Source organism: Pedobacter suwonensis, from assembly GCF_044762335.1.
Classification (GTDB): domain Bacteria; phylum Bacteroidota; class Bacteroidia; order Sphingobacteriales; family Sphingobacteriaceae; genus Pedobacter.
Genome location: NZ_JBIWEB010000021.1, coordinates 1 through 21024, shown reverse-complemented (window position 1 = coordinate 21024; position 21024 = coordinate 1). Strand labels below are relative to the sequence as shown.

The 21024-nt window shown below is 38.6% G+C and carries 20 protein-coding genes and 1 tRNA gene; 11 read left to right on the top strand and 10 right to left on the bottom strand.

What is annotated here, in order from left to right; translation table 11 throughout:
• Positions 1-186: 186 nt before the first annotated feature.
• The 3 genes from ACIQXP_RS22045 (at position 187) to ACIQXP_RS22035 (ending at position 2123) form a co-directional block, all read left to right on the top strand.
• Positions 187-717: a hypothetical protein gene (locus tag ACIQXP_RS22045; RefSeq protein WP_387507924.1), complete on the top strand. Its 531-nt coding sequence runs from the start codon at positions 187-189 to the stop codon at positions 715-717.
• A gap of 1 nt (position 718) precedes the next feature.
• Complete coding sequence (locus ACIQXP_RS22040) at positions 719-1408, top strand: lycopene cyclase domain-containing protein (protein WP_293744419.1); 690 nt, start codon at positions 719-721, stop codon at positions 1406-1408.
• A 472-nt stretch (positions 1409-1880) separates the two neighbouring features.
• Entirely contained in the window at positions 1881-2123 is a 243-nt protein-coding gene (locus ACIQXP_RS22035) for a cytochrome b5 domain-containing protein (RefSeq protein ID WP_293744418.1), read from the top strand.
• Positions 2124-2258: 135 nt separating this feature from the next.
• Here the strand turns inward: ACIQXP_RS22035 and ACIQXP_RS22030 are convergent, their stop codons facing one another.
• Positions 2259-3179: a PfkB family carbohydrate kinase gene (locus ACIQXP_RS22030; RefSeq protein ID WP_293744417.1), complete on the bottom strand. Its 921-nt coding sequence runs from the start codon at positions 3177-3179 to the stop codon at positions 2259-2261.
• A 142-nt stretch (positions 3180-3321) separates the two neighbouring features.
• On the opposite strand from ACIQXP_RS22030, the gene ACIQXP_RS22025 reads away from it, so the two are divergent.
• A tRNA-Asn gene (locus tag ACIQXP_RS22025) sits at positions 3322-3395 on the top strand.
• 432 nt (positions 3396-3827) lie between these two features.
• On the opposite strand, the gene ACIQXP_RS22020 is transcribed toward ACIQXP_RS22025, so the two are convergent.
• From ACIQXP_RS22020 to ACIQXP_RS22005, 4 genes are all read right to left on the bottom strand, one after another.
• The gene (locus ACIQXP_RS22020; protein WP_090983094.1) at positions 3828-4358 is read right to left on the bottom strand and encodes an RNA polymerase sigma factor; all 531 of its coding nucleotides are present in this window, start codon (positions 4356-4358) and stop codon (positions 3828-3830) included.
• Between the two features lie 127 nt (positions 4359-4485).
• Positions 4486-5502 (bottom strand): UDP-N-acetylmuramate dehydrogenase, encoded by a 1017-nt coding sequence (gene murB / locus ACIQXP_RS22015; protein ID WP_387507928.1) that lies wholly within the window; start codon positions 5500-5502, stop codon positions 4486-4488.
• Between the two features lie 41 nt (positions 5503-5543).
• A complete protein-coding gene (locus ACIQXP_RS22010; protein WP_293742931.1) occupies positions 5544-5993 on the bottom strand; it encodes a hypothetical protein in 450 nt (149 codons plus the stop codon).
• A 10-nt stretch (positions 5994-6003) separates the two neighbouring features.
• Positions 6004-6435: a sterol desaturase family protein gene (locus ACIQXP_RS22005; protein WP_387507932.1), complete on the bottom strand. Its 432-nt coding sequence runs from the start codon at positions 6433-6435 to the stop codon at positions 6004-6006.
• 175 nt (positions 6436-6610) lie between these two features.
• Here ACIQXP_RS22005 and ACIQXP_RS22000 point away from each other — a divergent pair, with 175 nt between their 5' ends.
• The 7 genes from ACIQXP_RS22000 to ACIQXP_RS21970 all read left to right on the top strand — a co-directional run bounded on the left by ACIQXP_RS22000 (position 6611) and on the right by ACIQXP_RS21970 (position 15187).
• Entirely contained in the window at positions 6611-7222 is a 612-nt protein-coding gene (locus ACIQXP_RS22000) for a TetR/AcrR family transcriptional regulator (RefSeq protein WP_090983088.1), read from the top strand.
• Between the two features lie 83 nt (positions 7223-7305).
• Positions 7306-8646: a TolC family protein gene (locus ACIQXP_RS21995; RefSeq protein WP_293742929.1), complete on the top strand. Its 1341-nt coding sequence runs from the start codon at positions 7306-7308 to the stop codon at positions 8644-8646.
• A 2-nt stretch (positions 8647-8648) separates the two neighbouring features.
• Positions 8649-9716: an efflux RND transporter periplasmic adaptor subunit gene (locus tag ACIQXP_RS21990; protein WP_387507935.1), complete on the top strand. Its 1068-nt coding sequence runs from the start codon at positions 8649-8651 to the stop codon at positions 9714-9716.
• A gap of 64 nt (positions 9717-9780) precedes the next feature.
• Complete coding sequence (locus ACIQXP_RS21985; protein ID WP_293742927.1) at positions 9781-12975, top strand: efflux RND transporter permease subunit; 3195 nt, start codon at positions 9781-9783, stop codon at positions 12973-12975.
• Positions 12976-13171: 196 nt separating this feature from the next.
• On the top strand, positions 13172-13975 hold the full coding sequence (locus tag ACIQXP_RS21980) for a hypothetical protein (protein ID WP_293742926.1): 804 nt from the start codon (positions 13172-13174) through the stop codon (positions 13973-13975).
• A gap of 626 nt (positions 13976-14601) precedes the next feature.
• Entirely contained in the window at positions 14602-14841 is a 240-nt protein-coding gene (locus tag ACIQXP_RS21975; RefSeq protein WP_293742925.1) for a hypothetical protein, read from the top strand.
• A 52-nt stretch (positions 14842-14893) separates the two neighbouring features.
• Positions 14894-15187, top strand: coding sequence for a type II toxin-antitoxin system RelE/ParE family toxin (locus ACIQXP_RS21970; protein WP_293742924.1), 294 nt, complete (start codon positions 14894-14896; stop codon positions 15185-15187).
• 436 nt (positions 15188-15623) lie between these two features.
• Here the strand turns inward: ACIQXP_RS21970 and ACIQXP_RS21965 are convergent, their stop codons facing one another.
• From ACIQXP_RS21965 to ACIQXP_RS21945, 5 genes are all read right to left on the bottom strand, one after another.
• Positions 15624-16829, bottom strand: a complete 1206-nt coding sequence (locus tag ACIQXP_RS21965; RefSeq protein ID WP_387507943.1) for an MFS transporter — start codon at positions 16827-16829, stop codon at positions 15624-15626.
• A gap of 107 nt (positions 16830-16936) precedes the next feature.
• Positions 16937-17590, bottom strand: coding sequence for a TenA family protein (locus tag ACIQXP_RS21960; RefSeq protein ID WP_387507946.1), 654 nt, complete (start codon positions 17588-17590; stop codon positions 16937-16939).
• Positions 17587-18420 (bottom strand): bifunctional hydroxymethylpyrimidine kinase/phosphomethylpyrimidine kinase, encoded by an 834-nt coding sequence (gene thiD, locus ACIQXP_RS21955; protein WP_387507949.1) that lies wholly within the window; start codon positions 18418-18420, stop codon positions 17587-17589. The genes ACIQXP_RS21960 and thiD overlap by 4 nt, the downstream gene beginning before the upstream one ends.
• A gap of 394 nt (positions 18421-18814) precedes the next feature.
• Complete coding sequence (locus ACIQXP_RS21950) at positions 18815-20356, bottom strand: choice-of-anchor I family protein (RefSeq protein WP_293742920.1); 1542 nt, start codon at positions 20354-20356, stop codon at positions 18815-18817.
• Between the two features lie 212 nt (positions 20357-20568).
• The coding region (locus tag ACIQXP_RS21945) for a group II intron maturase-specific domain-containing protein (RefSeq protein WP_387507803.1) at positions 20569-21024 on the bottom strand (456 nt) is incomplete at its 5' end.

Genomic DNA, 21024 nt, shown 5'->3' with positions numbered 1-21024 from the left:
TTTTGTTTTGGTTTTTTATCATTCTGTATATGTCATTCTGAATGCAATGAAAAACCTTTTATCAGATGTATTTTCAACCCCTTAGGTTTGATTAAGGGCAATATTTTTTTTGCAAAACCTTGTACGACACTAAAAATTACAGTGCAAACAAATACGCTAAGCTTTTGTTACATTTGCCACCATCTCATGATTAAACTACGTATTCTATTTTTCTTACTGTTTGCCATAGGCAACGCTACTTACGCACAACTCTCTACACAGGAAATTGCGACATTGAAAGCCAACATGGTTAAAGCAGTAGAAAATGCTAAACTTACTGATTCGCTGTTTGACAGACTGAATAAACTGCCCAATAAAACCGCATTGGTTACCGGTTACTTAGGCACTTTGGAAGCGCTCAAAGCCAAACATTCCTGGAATCCATATAACAAGATTAAATATGTCGGCCGATCACTAAAAACCATGCAGAAAGCAATTGATATGGATGGAGAAAATATGGAAATCCGTTTTATGCGTTTTTCAATCGAATTTTACACGCCATCCTTTCTTGGTTTTAGTAAAGATTTAGCGGTAGACAAAAAAGAGATTGTTAAACATTACCAAAATGGAAATTTTGGTCTCGCTGATGCAGAGCTGGTTAAAAACGTAGCTAAATTTATGATTGATAGTAAGAAATGTACTGCCGCTGAAGTTAAAATCTTAACCAAATACCTTTAGAATGAATTATATATATTTAATTATCAATATAGCCGTAATTTTTTTTCCGCTGGTTTTATCGTTTGATAAAAAGGTCCACTTTTTTAGCAAGTGGAAGTTTATATTTCCAGCCATACTCCTTACGGGGATTGTGTTTTTAATTTGGGACATTTTATTTACCAAGCTTAATGTCTGGTCTTTTAATCCGGATTACATCGTAGGTATAAATCTTTTCGGCTTACCCTTGGAAGAGATTTTATTTTTTTTAACTGTGCCTTATGCCTGCGTATTTATTTACGAATGTTTAAACGTCTATTTTCCCAAAAACAAGCTTCAAAAGTATAGTCTCGCCTTAAGTAACCTATTTCTGGGACTTAGTGTGGCCATTTTGTTTTTTGCTTATAACAGGTGGTATACGTTGATTAATTTTGGCTTTTTGTTAATCGTACTGGCTTACGTAGAATATGTGAATGTAAAACTCAGGTTTATGTATAGATTCTACAGGGCTTACCTGGTTTCGCTTATTCCTTTTTATATCGTAAATGGTTTTTTAACGGCTATTCCGGTGGTGATGTATAATAATAAAGAAAATATAGGTTTTAGGGTAGGTACAATACCGTTCGAAGATCATTTTTATTTAATGGGGCTGTTGCTGATGAATATCTACCTGTACGAGGTTTTTAGAAGTAAGAGTGGTAAAAGCCAGGCATAAATAAATTGTTTATTTTTTTTGGAAAACAAATGTGCAGTAGCGCTTGGCGGGATTCAGCCCCGCTTTTCATTACAAGTCCTCGCTGCGCTGTGGGCTTTTCATTGCAATCGGGTTTAGGAACAGCGGTTTCTGCACTCTGCAACCCCAAAAATGAAATGCTTTTTGGCCAAATAGCCCCGGTTGAAGCGATACCCTGCAGCAACGAGGTACGAGGCAGCGAAGCGTATAAGTGTAAAACGGGAACACACTTACTGATTTGTACAAGTATTGCGCTCCAAAATATGAAGATCGATTTATAAATATTGAGGTAAAGGTTTTCAAATTCACTTATAATGAAGGCTTCTCGTTTGTGCTTGCTTAAAAAACAATAACTAATTAACTTACGGGCATTAAGAAAATATAAGCTTATATGCCCTTATATTTCTTATATGGTTAAAACCTTTTGATTATCTTCAACCCGAAATTAATTTAAATGGATTTACCAGGCTATACCAAACAACAGCTTGCTTTGCGTAACGGACAGGATAAGCCTCAAATCTGGGTGGCTTATAAAGGTTTGATCTATGATATGACAGATAGCAGATTATGGAAAAATGGTAAACATTATGAGCATTGGGCGGGGCAGGATCTGACTGATGAACTGGCAGATGCACCACATACTGAAGCGGTTTTCGAAAAATTTATGCCAATAGCCATACTTGTACAACCGAATTAATTTTGGTAGCCTCCAGGTTTCGATAACCATTTGCCCAATAAAAAGCCGCATTATTTAAGCATTACACTTAAAATATACGGCTCAATTTATCTGTATGATGTAACTGATAACTGGCTATTGAAAACTGTTAACTGATTACGCTTCTATCGTGAAAGAACTTAAGCTTACGAATTCCTGAACTCTTGCTGCAACTTCTTCATCAGTTAAATTCAACAACTTTTCCGTTCCAAATTTTTCTACACAAAAGGAAGCCAGGGCAGAGCCGTAAATAATTGCATTTTTCATGTTATTGAAGCTGATAGTACCCACTTTTGCCAAATAACCGATAAATCCGCCTGCAAATGTATCGCCAGCACCTGTCGGATCGAATACCTCTGCCAAAGGTAAGGCTGGAGCTGAAAAAATCTGATCTTCGTGGAACAACAGTGCCCCATGCTCCCCTTTTTTAATGATCAAATATTTCGGACCCATTGTTAGAATTTTATTCGCAGCTTTCACCAATGAGTACTCTCCTGATAGCTGGCGTGCTTCGGCATCGTTAATGGTTAATACATCTACCAATTTAATGGTTTCTAATAAATCATCCATCATAATATCCATCCAAAAGTTCATGGTGTCCATTACGATTAGTTTAGGGCGGTTTTTAAGACGTTTAATGACCGTTTGCTGTACTTGGGGCGTTAGATTGCCCAACATCAGGTATTCGCAGTCCTGATAGCTCTCCGGGATAATCGGATCGAAATTTTCCAATACATTCAATTCCGTAATCAAAGTATCGCGGCTATTCATATCGTTATGGTATTTGCCCGACCAGAAAAATGATTTTTCACCAGCTTTAATCTGTAACCCTTCAGTATCAATACCGTGGTTGGTGAAGGTGTCAATGTCTGATTGATGAAAGTCATCGCCCACCACAGCCACAATTTTTGCCTTATTATAAAAGTAAGAAGCGGCCAAACTTGCGTAAGTTGCTGCACCACCAACAATTTTATCTGTTTTTCCGAAAGGAGTTTCAATAGCATCAAAAGCTACAGTACCTATGATTATCAGGCTCATATATATGTATTAATTTTTTTTAAAATTTTTTCACTGCAAATATTGCATAAATAATTTAAAAGCCCTAATATTGCATTCCCAAAACGAACAAGCGGATGTTTGCTGAAAAGTTTAAATAAGCTGTTTTTTTGGATAGCCGGATTCCTTCTTAGCTCAGCCGGTTAGAGCATCTGACTGTTAATCAGAGGGTCGCTGGTTCGAGCCCAGCAGAAGGAGCAAAACCCGCAACGAAAGTTGTGGGTTTTTTGTTTATAGTCTATTTTGAACAAAAGATTATTTTGATCGGTTACGGATCAATACCAAAAGTTGTGGGATCAATGCCAAAACCTGTGAACCAAGCAAAACATTTGGTTTGCCTTAACAGGAAAAAAAGGAATCAAGCGGAATTCTCGATGGCATTTACTTGCAATTTTTCAGACTGAGAAATATGCTGTTTAATTTAAATATATAAGCTTAGTCTTGACATTAAGTCGCAAAAATCTTGAAACAAGCTTCAGACATCGAATTTAAAAGATCTCGCTAACATTCTCGAAATGGCGATACTTTAAAACTCTCCATCCCCCTTGGATAACAAACCGCTTAAAAAAGTCGACCCTAACAAAAAAGGCCCAGATTAATCTGAGCCTTTAATTCCATAATAAATGTATCTTAAGCTAATTCTGCTGTGGCAATTTCTTTTGAATATGTTTTAAGGTATTTTTTCAAAATCCCCCTTGCCACGTGAATACGTGTTTTAACAGTTCCGATTGGAATCTCTAACATATCAGCAATTTCATGATATTTATAACCTTCAAAGTAGCGGATAAAAGGCACATAATATTCTTCAGGTAATTGTGCTAATGCTTTATCAATATCGCCTAACACAAATTTACTCTCTGCATTATTTTTGGTCGCACTATATGATAGATTTGCAGAAGAAATATCCTCGCTTTGTGTAATTAAAGTATTAGTTTTAACCAATCGACGATAATTGTTGATGAACGTATTTTTCATGATGGTAAATAGCCATCCTTTCAAATTAGTCCCTTCTTTAAACTTATTGTAATAAGTAATCGCTTTAAGCATCGTATCCTGAACCAAATCATTTGCGTCTTCTGCGTCTTTTGTAAAATTTAAAGCATAAGATCTAAGTGATACCGAGTGATGATTAACTAGATGGTTGAATTCAAATTTTGTCATGATATTTAGCTTTAGGAGATTAAAAACAAATCAATTATTGTTCATTCTCTTAAACTCAAACAAACTTAATACCAAAATTTTCAGGAAAGCTATCTACAATGTCTAACTACCTAACAATCAATGTTCGTCACAGAATATTTACTTCTCTTTCCAAAGTGACTCCAAAAGTAGACTTTACACTGTCTATTATTTGTTCAGAAAAATGATACACTTCTGCTCCTGTTGCCTGCCCATGATTAACCAAAACCAACGCCTGGTTTTTCCAGGTACCGGTTTGTCCAACCACTTTACCTTTCCAGCCGCATTGCTCAATTAACCAGCCAGCTGCCAGTTTAATTTTGCCATCAGCCGTAGGGTAATGCACCACATCGGGGTGTTTTGCCACAAGATCTGCAAATTCATGTTTTTCAATCACCGGGTTTTTGAAGAAACTACCAGCATTTCCGATGGTAGATGGGTCGGGCAATTTGCTCACCCGTATGTGAGATACGGCAGCGGAAACATCTGCAATGGTAGGTTGCACTATGCCCCTGCTTTGCAATTCAGTTTCAATAGCACCATAAGAAGTATTTATTTTTGGCACAGCCGATAGCCGGAAAGTAACAGAAGTGATAATATACTGCCCCTTTAATGCGCCTTTGAAAACACTTTCGCGGTAGCCAAAATGACAATCATGATAAGTAAAGGTTTTAATTTCGCCAGTTTTGATTTCAAATGCCGTACAGCTTTCGAAAACGTCTTTCAACTCTACCCCATACGCACCAATATTCTGTATTGGTGATGCACCCACCGTTCCCGGAATCAGGCTTAAATTTTCTACACCAGCAAAACGGTGCTCAACACAGTAGTTTACAAAATCGTTCCAAACCTCACCTGCGCCAGCGGTTACCATAACCTTATCATCAATAACTTCAGATTGAATGCCTTTGATACTGATTTTAATCACCAAACCATCATAATCATGCGTAAAAAGCACGTTGCTGCCGCCTCCAATAACAAGCAGTTTTTGCGTTTTTACCAGTTCATCCTGAAACAACGACCGCAATTCGTCTTCAGAAAAAATTTCAGCAAAGAACTTTGCCTTAACATCTATACGAAAGGAATTGTATGGTTTTAGTGAAATATTTTCCTGAATTTGAAGCATGGTGATTTTGTATGATGCTGCAAAAGTAAAATAAAAAACAGTTAAGGAACGACTTTGGTAATTTCCTTATCAAAATTAAAGCTTAAAGCTTTTTGCTTATCACCCGCCACGGATACACCCGAAAGTTTCCATCCAATAAATTCTGGTTTGATCTTCTTTAGTTCCAAGAGGCGGTATCGTTCTTTTGTCAGTTCAGCACTGATCAATCCTACGCTATCTGATTCTGTCTGTACCAGGTGTTCAATCTGGCTCTCTAACTCGGCCAGCGTAACATCCAATTCATCTCCCTTTTTTAAACTATCAGCATAAGCCTGAGGAGAAATATTATATAAACTATCAAGTTTCGCGCTATCAAAATTCAAACCCTGATTACTTTTTTCATAATTGGATGCTACGAGTGCAATGGCGCGATCTTTATTCGTTTTTTTGCCACACGAATACAAGCTTAAAGAAACAATTCCAATCAAAAAGGACAGGTGATAAGATTTCATTTGATATAATTTAGCTTTTTAATACTGCTTTCCGTACAAACAACAAACCAAAAGCTTTTCCCTTTTCTTTGCCCCTGTTTTTATGGTGGATTTTATGTGCTTTCCGTACCGCCTGCAAATAAGCATTATTGCTTTTAAAAGTTTTAAAACGTCGGTGCACAAACCAATCATGCACCACAAAATAAATCAATCCGTACAAAGTAATACCCAGCCCCACAAAAAACCGACAACCTAAGTTATCCTGATCAACATACATTAAATACAAAGATGTTGCGGCAAACAACACCGCAAACAAATCATTCCATTCGAAAAACGATTTCGATTTCTCGTGGTGACTTCTATGCATAAACCAAAGCGGCCCATGAAACAGGTACTTGTGTATAAACCATGAAATACACTCCATCGAAATGATGGTAAAAAGTACGGTGAGGATGTTGATCAAAACTGACAATTTTTCTAAATAATTGGTTTGTAAAGATATATAAACAGCAGAACAATTAAAATTATGTCATAAAATTGTAAGCTTAATTCGGTTTGAAATCAATTTTCATGACAAATCATTTTTTAGCACTATTTTTGACTAAAATATTAAAAAAGTCAGAAAGTAGAAAAGTAAAATGATTGTAGCTGATAAAAAGAGAGAACAGATTATTGATGGTGCGATAAAACGCTTTATCCATTTTGGCATTGGCAAAACCACCATGAATGATATTGCCGAAGATCTGTCCGTATCAAAACCATCTCTTTATTATTATTTTCCCGATAAAAAACATTTAATTTTAGGAGTAATAGAAAGGGTATTTAACGATTTCTTTGAACTGATCAAAAAGAAACATAATCCTGATTTACCACTACAGGAAATTCTTTTTAACATCGTTGATGTACGAAACACATTTTTCCAGAAGTATTATATGCTCCGCATTACGGAGGGCATCCCGGATTTACTGAATGATGATGTAATTAAAGGCAAGCTGCGTACATTAAAAGAATCAGAAAAGGATTTTTTCGCAGAGATTTTTGGTCAGGCCAAAGCAAAAGGAGAAATTGAACATGAGGACACTGAACATGTTGCCGAATTGTATCTTGAAAGTTTAATGGGTCTTTCCACCATGTGTATTATGGAAACCGGAAAAGATCTTTTTCCTGATAAAAAGTCATTAAATAGAATGACATTAAAACAAAAAAACCTGACCACCATATTTGTAAGAGGCTTAAGATGTGCGGATTAAACTTAACATTAGCAGAAACAAATAGCCTCAACTTAAAGGCTGAATAAAAGAGAAGAACCCAAAAACAAAAAAAACAATAGATTATGCTTAGAATCAATGCGGTAAGATTAATGCTCATTGTTATTATCGGCTCGGTTTTACCGCAGCTGGCAATTGCACAGCAGCAAATTACCTTAAAAGATGCGCTTACCTTTGCGCTCCAAAACAATACTAAAGTACGCAATGCCAGGTTAGATATTGAAGGTGGAAAATACAAGGTGCAGGAAGTTAGGGCACAAGCTCTACCACAAATAACCGGAAATGTGGGTTTAACTTACAATCCAATTATCGGTCAGCTGGTTGCAAATATTGGCGGCGCAACACAATCGTTTAAATTAGGCCAGAACTGGAATTCAACCGCAGGCGTTCAGCTTTCACAGCAATTGTTTAACCAACAGGTTTTTACCGGCCTGCAGGCTGCACGATCAAGTGAAGAATATTACGCGCTTACCTCGCAGTTAACTGAAGAACAAATTATCGAACTGGTAGCCAACAATTACTATCAGGTTTTAGTAAACAGGCAACAGCTTAACGTCATCGACACCAACATCAAAAATGTTAAGATAGTTGAAAAAATTGTGGGCACGCAGTATAAAAATGGCTTGGCCAGAAAGATTGATGTAGACCGGATCAGCGTAAACTTAACCAACCTGAATACACAACGCGAGCAAGTCGTTAATGCGATTACCCAATTGGAAAATCAGTTAAAATTTTCGATGGGAATGGCGGTTGCAACCCCGATCAGCCTACCCCCTACCGAATTAACAGAAGTAACTACATTACCTATGTTTACAGATTCTATCGATCTGGCCAACAGAACTGAAGTTAAACTTTTAAATAACCAGGACAAACTGCTATCCTTACAACGGAAAGCCTATGTGGCCGAATATTATCCCAGCTTATCTTTAACTGGAAATTACACCTATTCGAGCCAGAGCAATAGCTTCGATTTCCTTAACTCCAACGCTTCGGCCATCGGTTTTGGTTCATCGGCAATTGGTTTAACCCTGAGGGTACCGATATTTAACGGCTTCTTAACCCGCTCTAAAATCCGCCAGGCAGATGTCGATATCAAAAAAGCCAGGGAAAGCAGAAGAGAAACCAATAACGCCTTAAATCTGGCTTACGAAAATGCAAAAATACAGTTGCGCAATAACTTAAATACCATTAAATCGCAACGTAAAAATGCCGATTTAGCACAGGAGATTTACAGAAGTACCCAAAATAACTATAATAACGGCTTAGCTTCACTAACCGATCTTTTGGATACCGAAAATGCGCTTACTTCGGCACAAAACAGTTATACACAGGCTTTATTAAATTATAAAATAGCCGAAATACAATTAATCAAATCAAACGGAAACATTAAATCGCTAGTACAATAGAAATGAAAAGAGTAATTACCATAATCATCGTAGTTGTTGTTGCCCTCGGTGCAATAGCTTATGTTTTAAGCAACAATAAAAAGAAGAACGAAGAAAAAACTGCTTTCATTGCTAAAGGTGGTGGCGCTGTTGCCGTTCGGGTTGCTCAAGTAGAGAAAAAAGCTGTAGATTTAGATTTCAGCGCAAACGGAAATTTTATTCCTAAACAGGAACTTAACTTCTTATCAGAAAATGCGGGCCGGGTTAAAGCTATTTATGTAGATGAAGGCGACAGGGTAAGCAAAGGACAGGTTTTGGCCCGTGTTGATGCAGAAATCATCAACACAGACAGGGAAACTGCTGAAGCCACTTACGAGAATGCAAAAAGAGATGAAGCCAGATATCAAAGCTCATTCCAGACTGGTGGCGTTACCCAACAACAGTTAGATCAGGCTAAACTGGCTACAAAAAATGCAAAATTACGTTTACAGGCTTCGCAAAGAAGGTTAAGTGATGCGAATATTAAATCGCCGATTACCGGTATTGTAAACAAAAGGTACATTGAAGTTGGTGCATTTGTAACAGCTCAAGGCACACAGTTATTCGAACTGGTTGATGTTTCTAAGTTAAAACTGAAAGTTAATGTGAACGAATCGCAGGTGGCCAACCTCAAAATAGGTGATCAGATCGAGATCAAATCTTCTGTTTTCCCAACGGATAGCTTCTCAGGAAAAGTAACCTTTATCGCTGCTAAGGCCGATGGAACGCTGAATTTTCCAGTTGAAATTGAAGTGGAGAACAGCCATAAAAACACTTTAAAAGCTGGCATGTATGGTACTGCAGTATTTAAGTTCCCTAAACAGGCACCAAGCATTCTTATCCCGCGTACATCTTTTGTGGGCAGTGTGAGCAGTAACCAGGTTTTTGTATTGGATAAAGCCAGCAATACAGCTAAAACGCGTAATGTAGTAGCTGGTCGTATTTTGGGAGATAACGTTGAAATTCTGGATGGCCTAAAAGAAGGTGAAACTGTAATTACCAGTGGACAGATTAACTTAACCGAAGGTACTCCCGTTACTATCGTAAAGTAAGTTAGCGGAATTTTCAGCTTTTAAAAACGCGATATGCCAATCGCACAACGCAACACGAATTAAAATGAAGATAACAGACATATCTATAAAAAGGCCTTCGCTGGTTATTGTGGTATTTACCGCACTTACCTTGCTTGGCTTATTAAGTTACTTTTCGTTGGGTTATGAATTACTTCCAAAATTCTCTAACAACGTAGTATCTATCTCAACCATCTACCCTGGTGCTTCGCCTAATGAGGTTGAAAATACCGTAACCAAAAAAATTGAGGATGCGGTATCATCGATGGAAAACATCAAAAAAATCAATTCGGTATCGTTTGAGAGTTTATCAACCGTAACCATTACGCTAACAGATGCAGCAAATATCGATATCTCGTTAAATGATGCGCAAAGAAAGGTTAATGCCATCCTTTCTCAATTACCGGAAGATGTAAAAACACCATCATTGAGTAAGTTCTCGCTTGATGATTTACCGGTAATTACCATGACGGCTTCTGCCAATATGGACGACGTAAGTTTTTACGATTTAATCGACAAACGGATTGCCCCGGTAATCTCGAGGGTGAATGGTATTGCACAGGTAAATTTAGTGGGTGGTTCTGAACGTGAAATTCAGGTTTCACTTGATGCCAATAAACTACAGGGTTATGGCCTTGCGGTTCCACAGGTACAACAAATGATCCTTTCTTCGAACCTGGATTTCCCTACAGGAAGTGTTAAAACGCAGAACCAGGACGTATTGATCCGTTTATCGGGTAAATACAGAAGTATTGATGAATTGAGAAACCTGGTATTAACCACAGGCAAAGATGGTGCACAAATCCGCTTAGGTGACGTGGCAGACGTTCAGGATTCGCAGAAAGAAACAGAGAAACTGGCACGTATTGACCGTAAAGCATCTATCGCTATCCAGATCATTAAACAAAGTGATGCGAATGCTGTGGAGGTAAGTAAAGGTGTACACGCCATTATTGCCAAACTTAAAACAGAATATGCAGCCAATAAATTAGACATGAGGATTGTAAACGATAGTTCAATCTTCACCTTAGAGTCTGCTGATGCGGTAATTCACGATTTAATCTTAGCGGTTATCCTGGTAGCCTTCGTGATGCTTTTCTTCCTGCACAGTTTACGTAATGCTTTAATTGTAATGGTATCAATTCCGGTTTCGCTAATCGCTACATTTATCGGTATCAGCTTATTTGGCTTTACCTTAAACTTAATGTCACTGCTCGGACTATCACTCGTGGTAGGTATCCTGGTGGATGATGCGATTGTGGTACTGGAGAATATCCAGCGACACATGGAGATGGGCAAAAACAAAGTAAGGGCAGCATCTGATGCGACAAGAGAGATTGGTTTTACGGTTGTATCCATTACTTTCGTAATTGTGGTGGTGTTCTTCCCGATCGCAGTAAGTACCGGTTTAGTATCTAATATTTTACGTCAGTTCTGTATCGTGGTAATTATTGCAACATTACTATCATTGTTAGCTTCATTTACCATTGTACCACTTATCTTCTCCCGTTTCGGTAAGTTAGAACACATTGAAGGCAAAAATATATTTGGCCGTTTTATTCTCTGGTTCGAAAAACAATTGAAGAAATTTACACTTTGGATTACCAGCATTTTAACATGGTCTTTAAATCATAAAGCGTTAACTTTAGTTGCCGTGGTGGTGATGTTCTTAAGTTCATGCGGTTTATTAGCAGGCGGTTTTATAGGGTCAGAATTCTTCCCTAAATCAGATAAAGGTGAATTCCTGGTGCAATTGGAATTGCCAAAAGATGCTTCTTTAGAGCAAACCAACTTCCTTACTCAAAAAGCAGAAGCTTTCTTGGATAAACAACCGGAAATTACGCAGTTAATTACTACTGTGGGACAATCGACCGGTGATTTCGGTGGTACACAAGCTACAGCCTATAAATCGGAAATTAACGTAAAACTGGTTGAACGCGATCAGCGTAAAGGTGTTTCTTCAGATATTTTCGCCACAAAAATGAGCCGTGCACTGGCTAAAGAACTGGTAGGCGCAAAAGTAAAAACTGTGCCGATCAGTATTTTGGGTATCGCGGAAAACGCACCCATTCAGTTGGTGGTAATGGGTTCTGATTTAGACAGCGCCCTGAAATATGCTGAAGGGGCACAAAAGGTTCTTGCCTCTATTCCTGGTGCTACTGAGATTAAATTATCGGTAGAGAAAGGAACACCGGAAATTAACGTTCAGGTAGACCGTGATAAGATGTCGGCTGTAGGCTTGACCTTGCAAACCGTAGGATCAACTATGCAGACTGCTTTCGCCGGTAACACCGATGGTAAATACCGTAAAGGAGAGTACGAATACGACATTAACATCCAGTATCAAAACTTTAACCGCCAGAACATTGACGATGTACGTAACCTTATTTTTGTAAATAATGAGGGTAAACAGATTAAGTTATCACAGTTTGCAACCATTACGGAAGGTTCGGGTCCAAGTCAGCTGGAGCGTTTGAATAAATCAACTTCAGTATCGGTTAAAGCACAATCAATTGGTAGACCAACAGGTACCGTAGTTGCAGAGTTTCAGGCTAAACTGGAAGAGCTGCAGGAAAATGGCAAGCTTAAGGCACCAGTTGGTGTAAGTTATAGCTGGGCAGGAGATCAGGAAAACCAGAGCGAAGGTTTTGGAACTTTGGGTATTGCTTTATTGGCTTCAATCATTTTGGTTTACCTGATTATGGTTGCACTTTATGATAGTTTTATCTATCCCCTTGTAGTCATGTTTTCACTTCCTTTAGCGGTAATCGGAGCATTATTAGCGCTGGCTTTAACCAATAACTCAATCGGTATCTTCACCATTTTAGGATTAATTATGCTGATGGGTCTGGTAGCAAAAAATGCGATTATCCTGGTCGATTTTACCAACCACTTAAAAGCTGAAGGTAAAGAAACCAAAGAAGCGCTTGTATTGGCCAACCATGCACGTTTACGACCAATCTTAATGACAACCATCGCCATGGTATTCGGTATGCTACCAATTGCATTGGCCAGCGGAGCGGGTGCTGAGTGGAAAAATGGCCTGGCATGGGTAATTGTTGGTGGATTAACCAGCTCATTGTTCCTAACTTTAATCGTGGTACCAGTAGTATACTTAATATTCGACAGGATGTTAGAGCGCTTTGGCTTCAACAAAAAAGGCAAAACCATTGATGAGTTAATGGTTGAACCATATGACCATAAAGATGTAAATGAATACGATCTAGATCACGGACATTAATTATATACCTCCAAATTAACAATCAATTAGCCCCGACCCCAAATCGGGGCTTTTTTATGGTTTCAAAACTCATCAACTATTTTTCATAAATACACGAATGCCTTCCTGTAGTTCCTTTTTTTCGAAATGGAGTTTTTAAGTCATTCTACAATACTGCGGCCAAACAAATGTTAATCAGCATTGTATATTATTGATTATGTTCAAAATCATTTTTAGCCTGTTGCTGATCTCTTCTACACTTCTCGTAAAAGCCCAACATCCACCTGTTTTTGCAGCAATGCGTACCGATTCAAACTTTGTCAAGCTGTACGATCTGGATATCACATTGGTAAAATATAGCTATAAACCCAACGGCGTAAAGTTTCTAGTGGTACATGATAATGAAGACACCGGAGTAAAGGCTGGTTTTGATTATATCCGCTGGTATGGGGGCGAACTCATAGACAGCCAGTACGGAGCGGTGAGGGATTATTATTTCACGTATATGGACGACCAGTACCGTATAGACCCTAACGCCATATATACTGAAGTCGGGGTGAATACCCGGTTAAAGAAAAACCAGTTTAGCTCTAACGAAGTTGAAAAAGCAATACTAAGCACAGGTAAACAGGTTGTAGATTTTTATGACCCAAAAACTACGGGTTATTTTTTAACCCTTCATAACAATGCTGATGGTGGTTTTGGCATCTCTTCTTATTTACCAGGTTACGATTTATCCAGTACTGCCGATTCTGTTTACATCAACTTCCAGATGGATGGCGACGACCTGATTTATGTTACCGAGCCAAGGTTGTTCAGCAGTTTAAAAAAGGCCAATGTGAATGTTATCCTTCAATCTAAATTCGCAACCAACGACGGTTCCCTTTCGGTTTATGCCATGCAAAATAATATCCCCTATATCAATGTGGAAGTACAGCATGGACACCTGGAAGAAAACTTCAGGTTAATTGAGCTTGCGGTGGCAGCCTTAAAAGAACATGGATTGATAAAGAAAGAATAGCAGGGCAAATTTAATTGAGACTCACTCGAGTAATCATCACCCTGAACCGAGCCTTAGCGAGCTCACCGAAGGTAATTTATTTCAGGATCTTAGCGAAACAGTTATGCTATCAGTTGGTGTCTCACCGACCGAAATGAATTAACATATATTGAGTATTTTAAGACTTGGAAATGAGCGTTCAGTAATTCATGGCGGTTTGTAGTCCCGCTTTCCATTAAAAGTCCTCGCTACGCTCCGGGCTTTTCATTGCTATCGGGTTTATGAACAAAGGTCTGTACACTCCCTACCATTGATGTTATTTCATCCTATCGGTTAGTGTCCCACCCACCGAAACAAATCAGGACATATTTAGTAACTTAAGAGCTGGAAATGAGCATTCACCAGTTCCTGGCAGTTCTTAGTCCTGCTTACCATTACAAGTCCTCGCTACGCCCCGGACTTTTCATTGCACCCGATGCCTATCGAACCGGGTTTACGAAGAAAGGTCGGTGCACCCTGCAACCCAAAAAATGAAACGCTGTTTTGGCCAGTTAGCTCCGGTTGGAGCTTCAAAGAAACATAGATTCGTCAGGAAAGAAGTAGGTGATAATTTATAACTATTATCTAAAATTTCACTAAATTTGGATATGAGCATATTCGTAAATACAAAAAGTGAACAGGAAGAAAAAGTGCTAATTGCTTTTTTAGATAGTTTAGATTATAAATATCAATCAGATATTAGCGAGGAGCCAGCTGAGATTGCAACGTTATTTCTAGATCAGTACAATCAGGAATTGGATCAAGCGGATAAAGAAATTGAATCGGGAAATTTTATTTCTCACGGAGCTGTAGAACAGCTTTTCCAAAAAAGGCGTAAGGCTATTTAATGTAATAGTGAAAAAAAACTTGCCAGTCCAAATAGTAACTTCGCTTAAATGAATGAAAATCAAGTGGAATAAACTTGCTGTGAAACAACTGTTGGAAATTATTCAATACCTTGAGGATAATGCTCTGATTGATTATGCTGAAAAAATAGAAGTTAAAATTTTATCAAAAATCAAGTCTCTTCCGAATCATTTAAACACATTTCAAATAGACCGGTTAAAAAAGAATAATGATGGCAGTTTCTTTGCTTTTGAAATTGACAGATATAGGATATCATTCAGAAAAACCGACAAAGAAATTAGAATTCTTAGGATTAGACATTCCAGCAGGCGGCCTTTTACCCGTTAAATCGCTGATTAATAAACCTAGTAATTTACCTCTCTAATTTTCGTTACCAAAAAGATAATCTGCGAAATATTACCCTATCGGTTGGTGTCTCACGGATCGAAATAAGTTAAGATATATTTAGTATCTTAAGAATTGGAAATGAGCATACACCAGTTCCTGGCAGTTAGTAGTCCTGCTTACCATTACAAGTCCTCGCTACGCTCCGGGCTTTCCATTGTATCCGACGGCTCCGAATCGGGTTTACCAACTGGTTATCTGCACCTTACCACCCTAAAATAAAATGCTGTTTTGGCCAGTTAGCCCCGATTGAAGCGGTACCCTGCAGCAACGAGGTACGAGGAAGCGAAGCGTACAAGCAAAAAGCGGGAAGAAACGCTATTTTGCGCTCAGGCACTGCGCTCAATAATAGATATATTTTTTTTATGAAATGGAAAGCCTAATTGATCTCTCTAATCTTCGTTACCAAAAAGATAATCAGCATACCAAAAACGGAAATAATTCCGAAAGAATAGCGTAAGCTGGATAGCTGCGAAATATAACCTATTAACGGCGGACCAAACAAAAAAGCGAAATAACCGATACTCGAAACCATGGTGATGGCTTTACCAGCGGGTACTTTTTTATTATTTCCAGCTATGCTATAAACCATGGGTACAATACTTGAAACTCCCAGACCAATGAGCATAAAACCGAAAATGGCAGTAATTAAATAAGGAAATATGACGGCAAGTGCCATACCTAGTGATATAATGGCACCGCTGATTTGCAGGAGATTTTTCCGCCCGAATTTACCGATTAAATATACGCCCATAAATCTTCCGCTGGCCATCATAAACATGAACGATGCATAACCAACAATAGCTTTGTTATGGGGTAATTTCACCACATCCTCAAAATAAATAGCGCTCCAATCGAACATAGTACCTTCGGTGGCCATGCTGCAAAACGCAATAACGCCCAATAATACCAAAATACCTTGTGGCATGGTAAAAAACTTCGTTTTTTCCACTACAATATCGGGCTTATTATAATTGAGTAGTTTTTTAGCATTAAATAATACATTGGTTAAAGATATTAAGGCAATCATCCAAAAATGGGTGTACATACCTAATTTTAAGTTCACTAATCCAAGCGCAATTAATGCACCGGTTAAATTCCCGATACTCCAGGCGCCATGGAAAGAACTCATAATCGGTTTGCCGTAATAGTTTTCGCCAGCAACACCCTGTGTATTTAAGGCAATATTACACAGATTGCCCGTAATGCCGAATAAAACCAAAAAAGCAGCCAATTGCCAGCCAGTAGTAGCCAATGCTAAAAAAGTTAAGGCAATGGCATAAAGCGGCGCTGTTGCCCTTAGCATTTTCTTACTGCCAAAATGTGTGGTTAGTTTTGCAGAAAAAAACATGGTTATAATCTGCCCTGCTGGTAATGCAAAAAGTATAGATCCTAATTCTGCATCATTTAAACCCATTGAGGCTTTAAAAGTTGGAATCCTGCTGGCCCAACTGGCAAAACAAACCCCTTGCATAAAGTAAAAGGCAGATATGGCTAAACGTACTTGTTTTGGAGAACTTTGCGCTAATGCAGGTTTATCTTCTTGTTTAATTAAAAATTCCTGTTCTTTCGTGCGCTCTTCCAATGTGATGTTGTAAATTATAAAACGACAAAGTTCTTTAAATCTATTGGAAATACCGACAGATTTTTAACATTTTATCAAAAAATTTTGCTGTTTATCAGGTTAGAATATTAAATTTTCCATTTTTCCGTTTCATAAGCGCTGTCCCAGAACATCCATTCTAAACGGGTTGCCATTTCAAAAGCTTCCAACATTTTTTGTTGAGTTGCAGCATTTGCCTGCGCTGCCAGTTCATCTGTAATATCAATTGCCTTTTCTACTGCAGCAGCAAATTCTACGCCCGCATACATATCGATCCACCTTTTGTAAGGATTTTCTTCTCCTTTTTGTTGGGCGAAAATGTGATCTCCTACTGCCTTATAAATCCAAAAACATGGCAAAACAGCTGCTACGGCTATTTCAACATTGGCATAGGCCGCCTGACTAAGGATATAACTGGTATATAAAAGCGTAGATGGCGTGGGCTTAACTTCGCTGGGTAAACCAAATTCTACAAAATAACTTTCATGCAAACTGCGCTCGGCAAATATAGCGCCTGTAGAAAAGCCGGCAAAAGCCATCACTAACTCTGCATTTTGCATTCGTCCGCTAATCGCGCTTAACGTCCGCCCGAATGCTAAAAGGTAATAGGCATCCTGTGCTAAATAGAAAATAAATTTTTCTTTTGGTAAGGTGCCATTGCTCAGCTCTGTATTAAAGGGCATCGCTAAAATTTTGTTATAGATGGGTTCAACCTTTTCCCATGCCTGTTCGCTCCACTTCATTGGATAATCATTTTTAAAGGTTCAAAAAAGTGATTTAAAGGTCCGTTGCCTTCTCCTGTTTTTACTTCACTACCAGCTTGTAAAGCCTGCCTGATGTACGTTTTTGCAGTTTTAATGGCATCAAGCATCATTTTGCCTTTAGCCATTTCGGCGGCTACAGCTGATGAAAGTGTACAACCGGTTCCATGCAGATTTTTAGAGGCAATAAAAGTACTTTCGAGTATAACGGGTGCATCGCTTGCGCCAATAAAAACATCATAAATTACCGGGCCTATTAAATGCCCGCCTTTGATTAAAACGGCTTTTGCACCTTTTTTGATAATTTTCCTGCCCGCGGCAACCATATCATCAAGATCATGAATGGGCTGACCGGCGAGAATAACGGCTTCATCAATATTGGGGGTAACCAGGCTTACCAATGGGAACAATTTGCCTATCAGCTGCTCAACAGTATCAGGCGCGATCAATTTATGGCCACTGGTAGCTATCATTACCGGATCTAAAATAACAGGTACATCTGCAGCGTAATTTTTAAGCCCTGTTTCAATTACATCAACTACTTCTGACCTATTAATCATGCCGATTTTAATAGCCACGGGTTTGATATCATCCAGTACGGCCTGTAACTGATCTTTAATTATCGTGGCGGGAATACCGTGAACGGAACGCACTCCTAATGTATTCTGCGCGGTGATGGCAGTTATTACAGAGGTACCAAAACAACCCAGGGCCGAAAAGGTCTTCAAATCTGCCTGAATGCCTGCACCGCCGCCGCTATCTGAGCCAGCTATTGTTAACACCTGAATATAGTTCATTGCTAAAGACTTCATTTTGTTGTACAACTTCAGGAGTCTTCAAATGCCGAAGGCATTTTTATGCAAATATTGCAGACAAACTAATTTCCTACGCCGGCATGATCCGGATCAGGTCCATTCGGGGTTGATGGCTAGAGGGTTTTAAGGTTGAAGGAAATTACCCTCTACCTTTTTACCATCAACCTTTAACCTCAAAAAGGGTATATTCTCAGCCAACTTATTTGAAGGCACCCCTAAAGTTTTTATTGTTTGCAATATAGGGCTTAATTTTAATTCTTCGTCTATTCGAAATAAATTATATAAACAAGAGCTGGCAATTCTACAGCAAATGCACATAAAAGTTGACACCAATAAAAAATCCCGATATAAATACCGGGATTGACATAAGATTAATAAAGGGATTGATAAATTATATTTTGTCGGGTTGATAGAACCGAACGGTACCATCTCCTTCATTTGAAACAATTAATAAACTTCTGCCATTGGGGCTATCTTTTGGTTTAACAAACATCAAACCTTCGGGCGCATCGCCGGTAGAAAATAACTGAACAAATTTTGGTGCTGCCGGATTGGTCACATCATAAATAGCAATTGCATCTGCACGTTCCATACCGATAAATGCCAGGATTTGTCCGTTTACCTCAGCTACGGTGATTCCTTCAACCTCAACCCCTTTTTTAGTTACTCTTTTGGGGTCGTATTTTCCTGCATCCGACACTTTTTGCGCCAGTTCTTTACCTACATTAGCTACTAACTGACCAGTATTGGCATTAATAATGCTGAAACTGCGTGTGCTAAACGAATACAGTTCATCATAATCACCATCACCATCCGTATCGCCATAATTTTTCGCAACGACAAGTTTACCCAAATTTTCATTTAACTTTAGTGTTGCCGCATTAGGGAATTTAACAGGGTCTAGGATCAGTTTACTGCTGCCCACCTCTATTTCTTCGGAGGTTTCTTTCGACCAATCGCGTGTATCGCCCTCATTGGCCAAGGCCAGATAAGCACTACCATTTGCGGTAAAATAAGATATGGCATCAGGCAGGTAAAAACCCTTAACCGGCCATGTTTTAAATTCTGGCTTACCATCTTTTACCGTAAAATCAACGGCATTTTCTGCAATACTGAAATCCATACTACCCAATGGGATGATTTTGTTGATTTTGCCTGCAACGATATCAACTTCTGCTACACCATTGTTTTCCTGCAAGGTAACGTAGGCTTTTTTAGAGTCGACACTTACGGTGATGTACTCTGGTTCTATATCCTGGGTAAAACTGGCATTGTAACCATAAATCCTGAAACCACCAGCCAGCAAAGCAGCTTTTTGTGATTCAAAAGCTGAAAAATCTATTGTTTTTACCGAATAATTATCTTTGATGTTAATGATAGAGATGGTTCCTTTTGGATCTACCGTGTAGGCCGGATTGGGCTCTCCTTCATTAGCAGATAAAATGTAGTTGCCATCCGGACTAAAAGTTACCATATCTGGCATGGCGCCCACGGTGATTTTTTTAACTTCTGATAAATCCGATGTTTTCAGCACTAAAATATCGCCATTACCTTGTTTATCAGCTCCATCTAAAGCAATTGCCAATAAACCATTATTTACAGCAACGCTGTTAATCCCGGCGTTAGCTGCATAAGTTAAGGTTTGCATTTTTGTAACTGTTGGATATTTACTCATATCCACAACATCAACTTTGGCACCTCCATCATTACTGGCTACAAACAGCTTTTTAGTTAAAGGATCATAGGCAGAAATTTCTGAAGCGAATTCACCGCCTAAATCAATAGATGCAGTTTCTTTAAAGCTGTCTATTTTTTCTGGAACGACTGCTTCGACCGGAGGATCTACAATCGGATCATCTTTTGAATCTTTTTTACAGGCAGCAAATGCCAGCGAAGCAATAAAAATTGCACCAAATAGTTTTTTACAGTTCATGGTTTGTTTAATATCTGAACCGCAAAAATAAATTCGAATCATGCTGTTTTTTAAGCCACCTATATTATGATTTAGTTAAGAAAATGTGAAGGATGTAGAAAATTCAAAACGTAATGTTCTGGATCAAAGGCATTTTCTAGATAGATCGCTGCACTCCGCTCGAAATAGCGCTATCGAGTAGGAAGATAGGGATTATTTCCCTATCTGTCCTCTCACACCACCGTACGTACCGATCGGTATACGGCGGTTTGCCAGAATAACTTCGTTTGGTGTGTCGTTTTCCAATAGTAATAATTAGCGAATCCATCTAGTCCAAGGCCAATAAAGAACTTTTTGTCGAGGGTTGTAAGTAATGTGGGGCTGTTTGCAGTTCTGCAGTACCCCTTACGGGTATTAGCCAACTGATAAGCCCTTGATTTTACCATACCCATCTTCATTAGATTCCGAGCTCTGCCAGTTATACTTTTCCATTGTTTCCATAGAACAATCCGCAGTCTGGTTCTCATCATTTCGTCCAATTTTAACATATGGCTCTTTGCTTCTGCAATAGAGAAATAGTTGACCCATCCATGGATGATTTCCTTAAGCTTTAGTATCCTTTGGTATAATGGAACTGGTTGGCTACCTTTAGTCTGCACTTTTATTTTCTCTTTGATTGCACTTAAGGC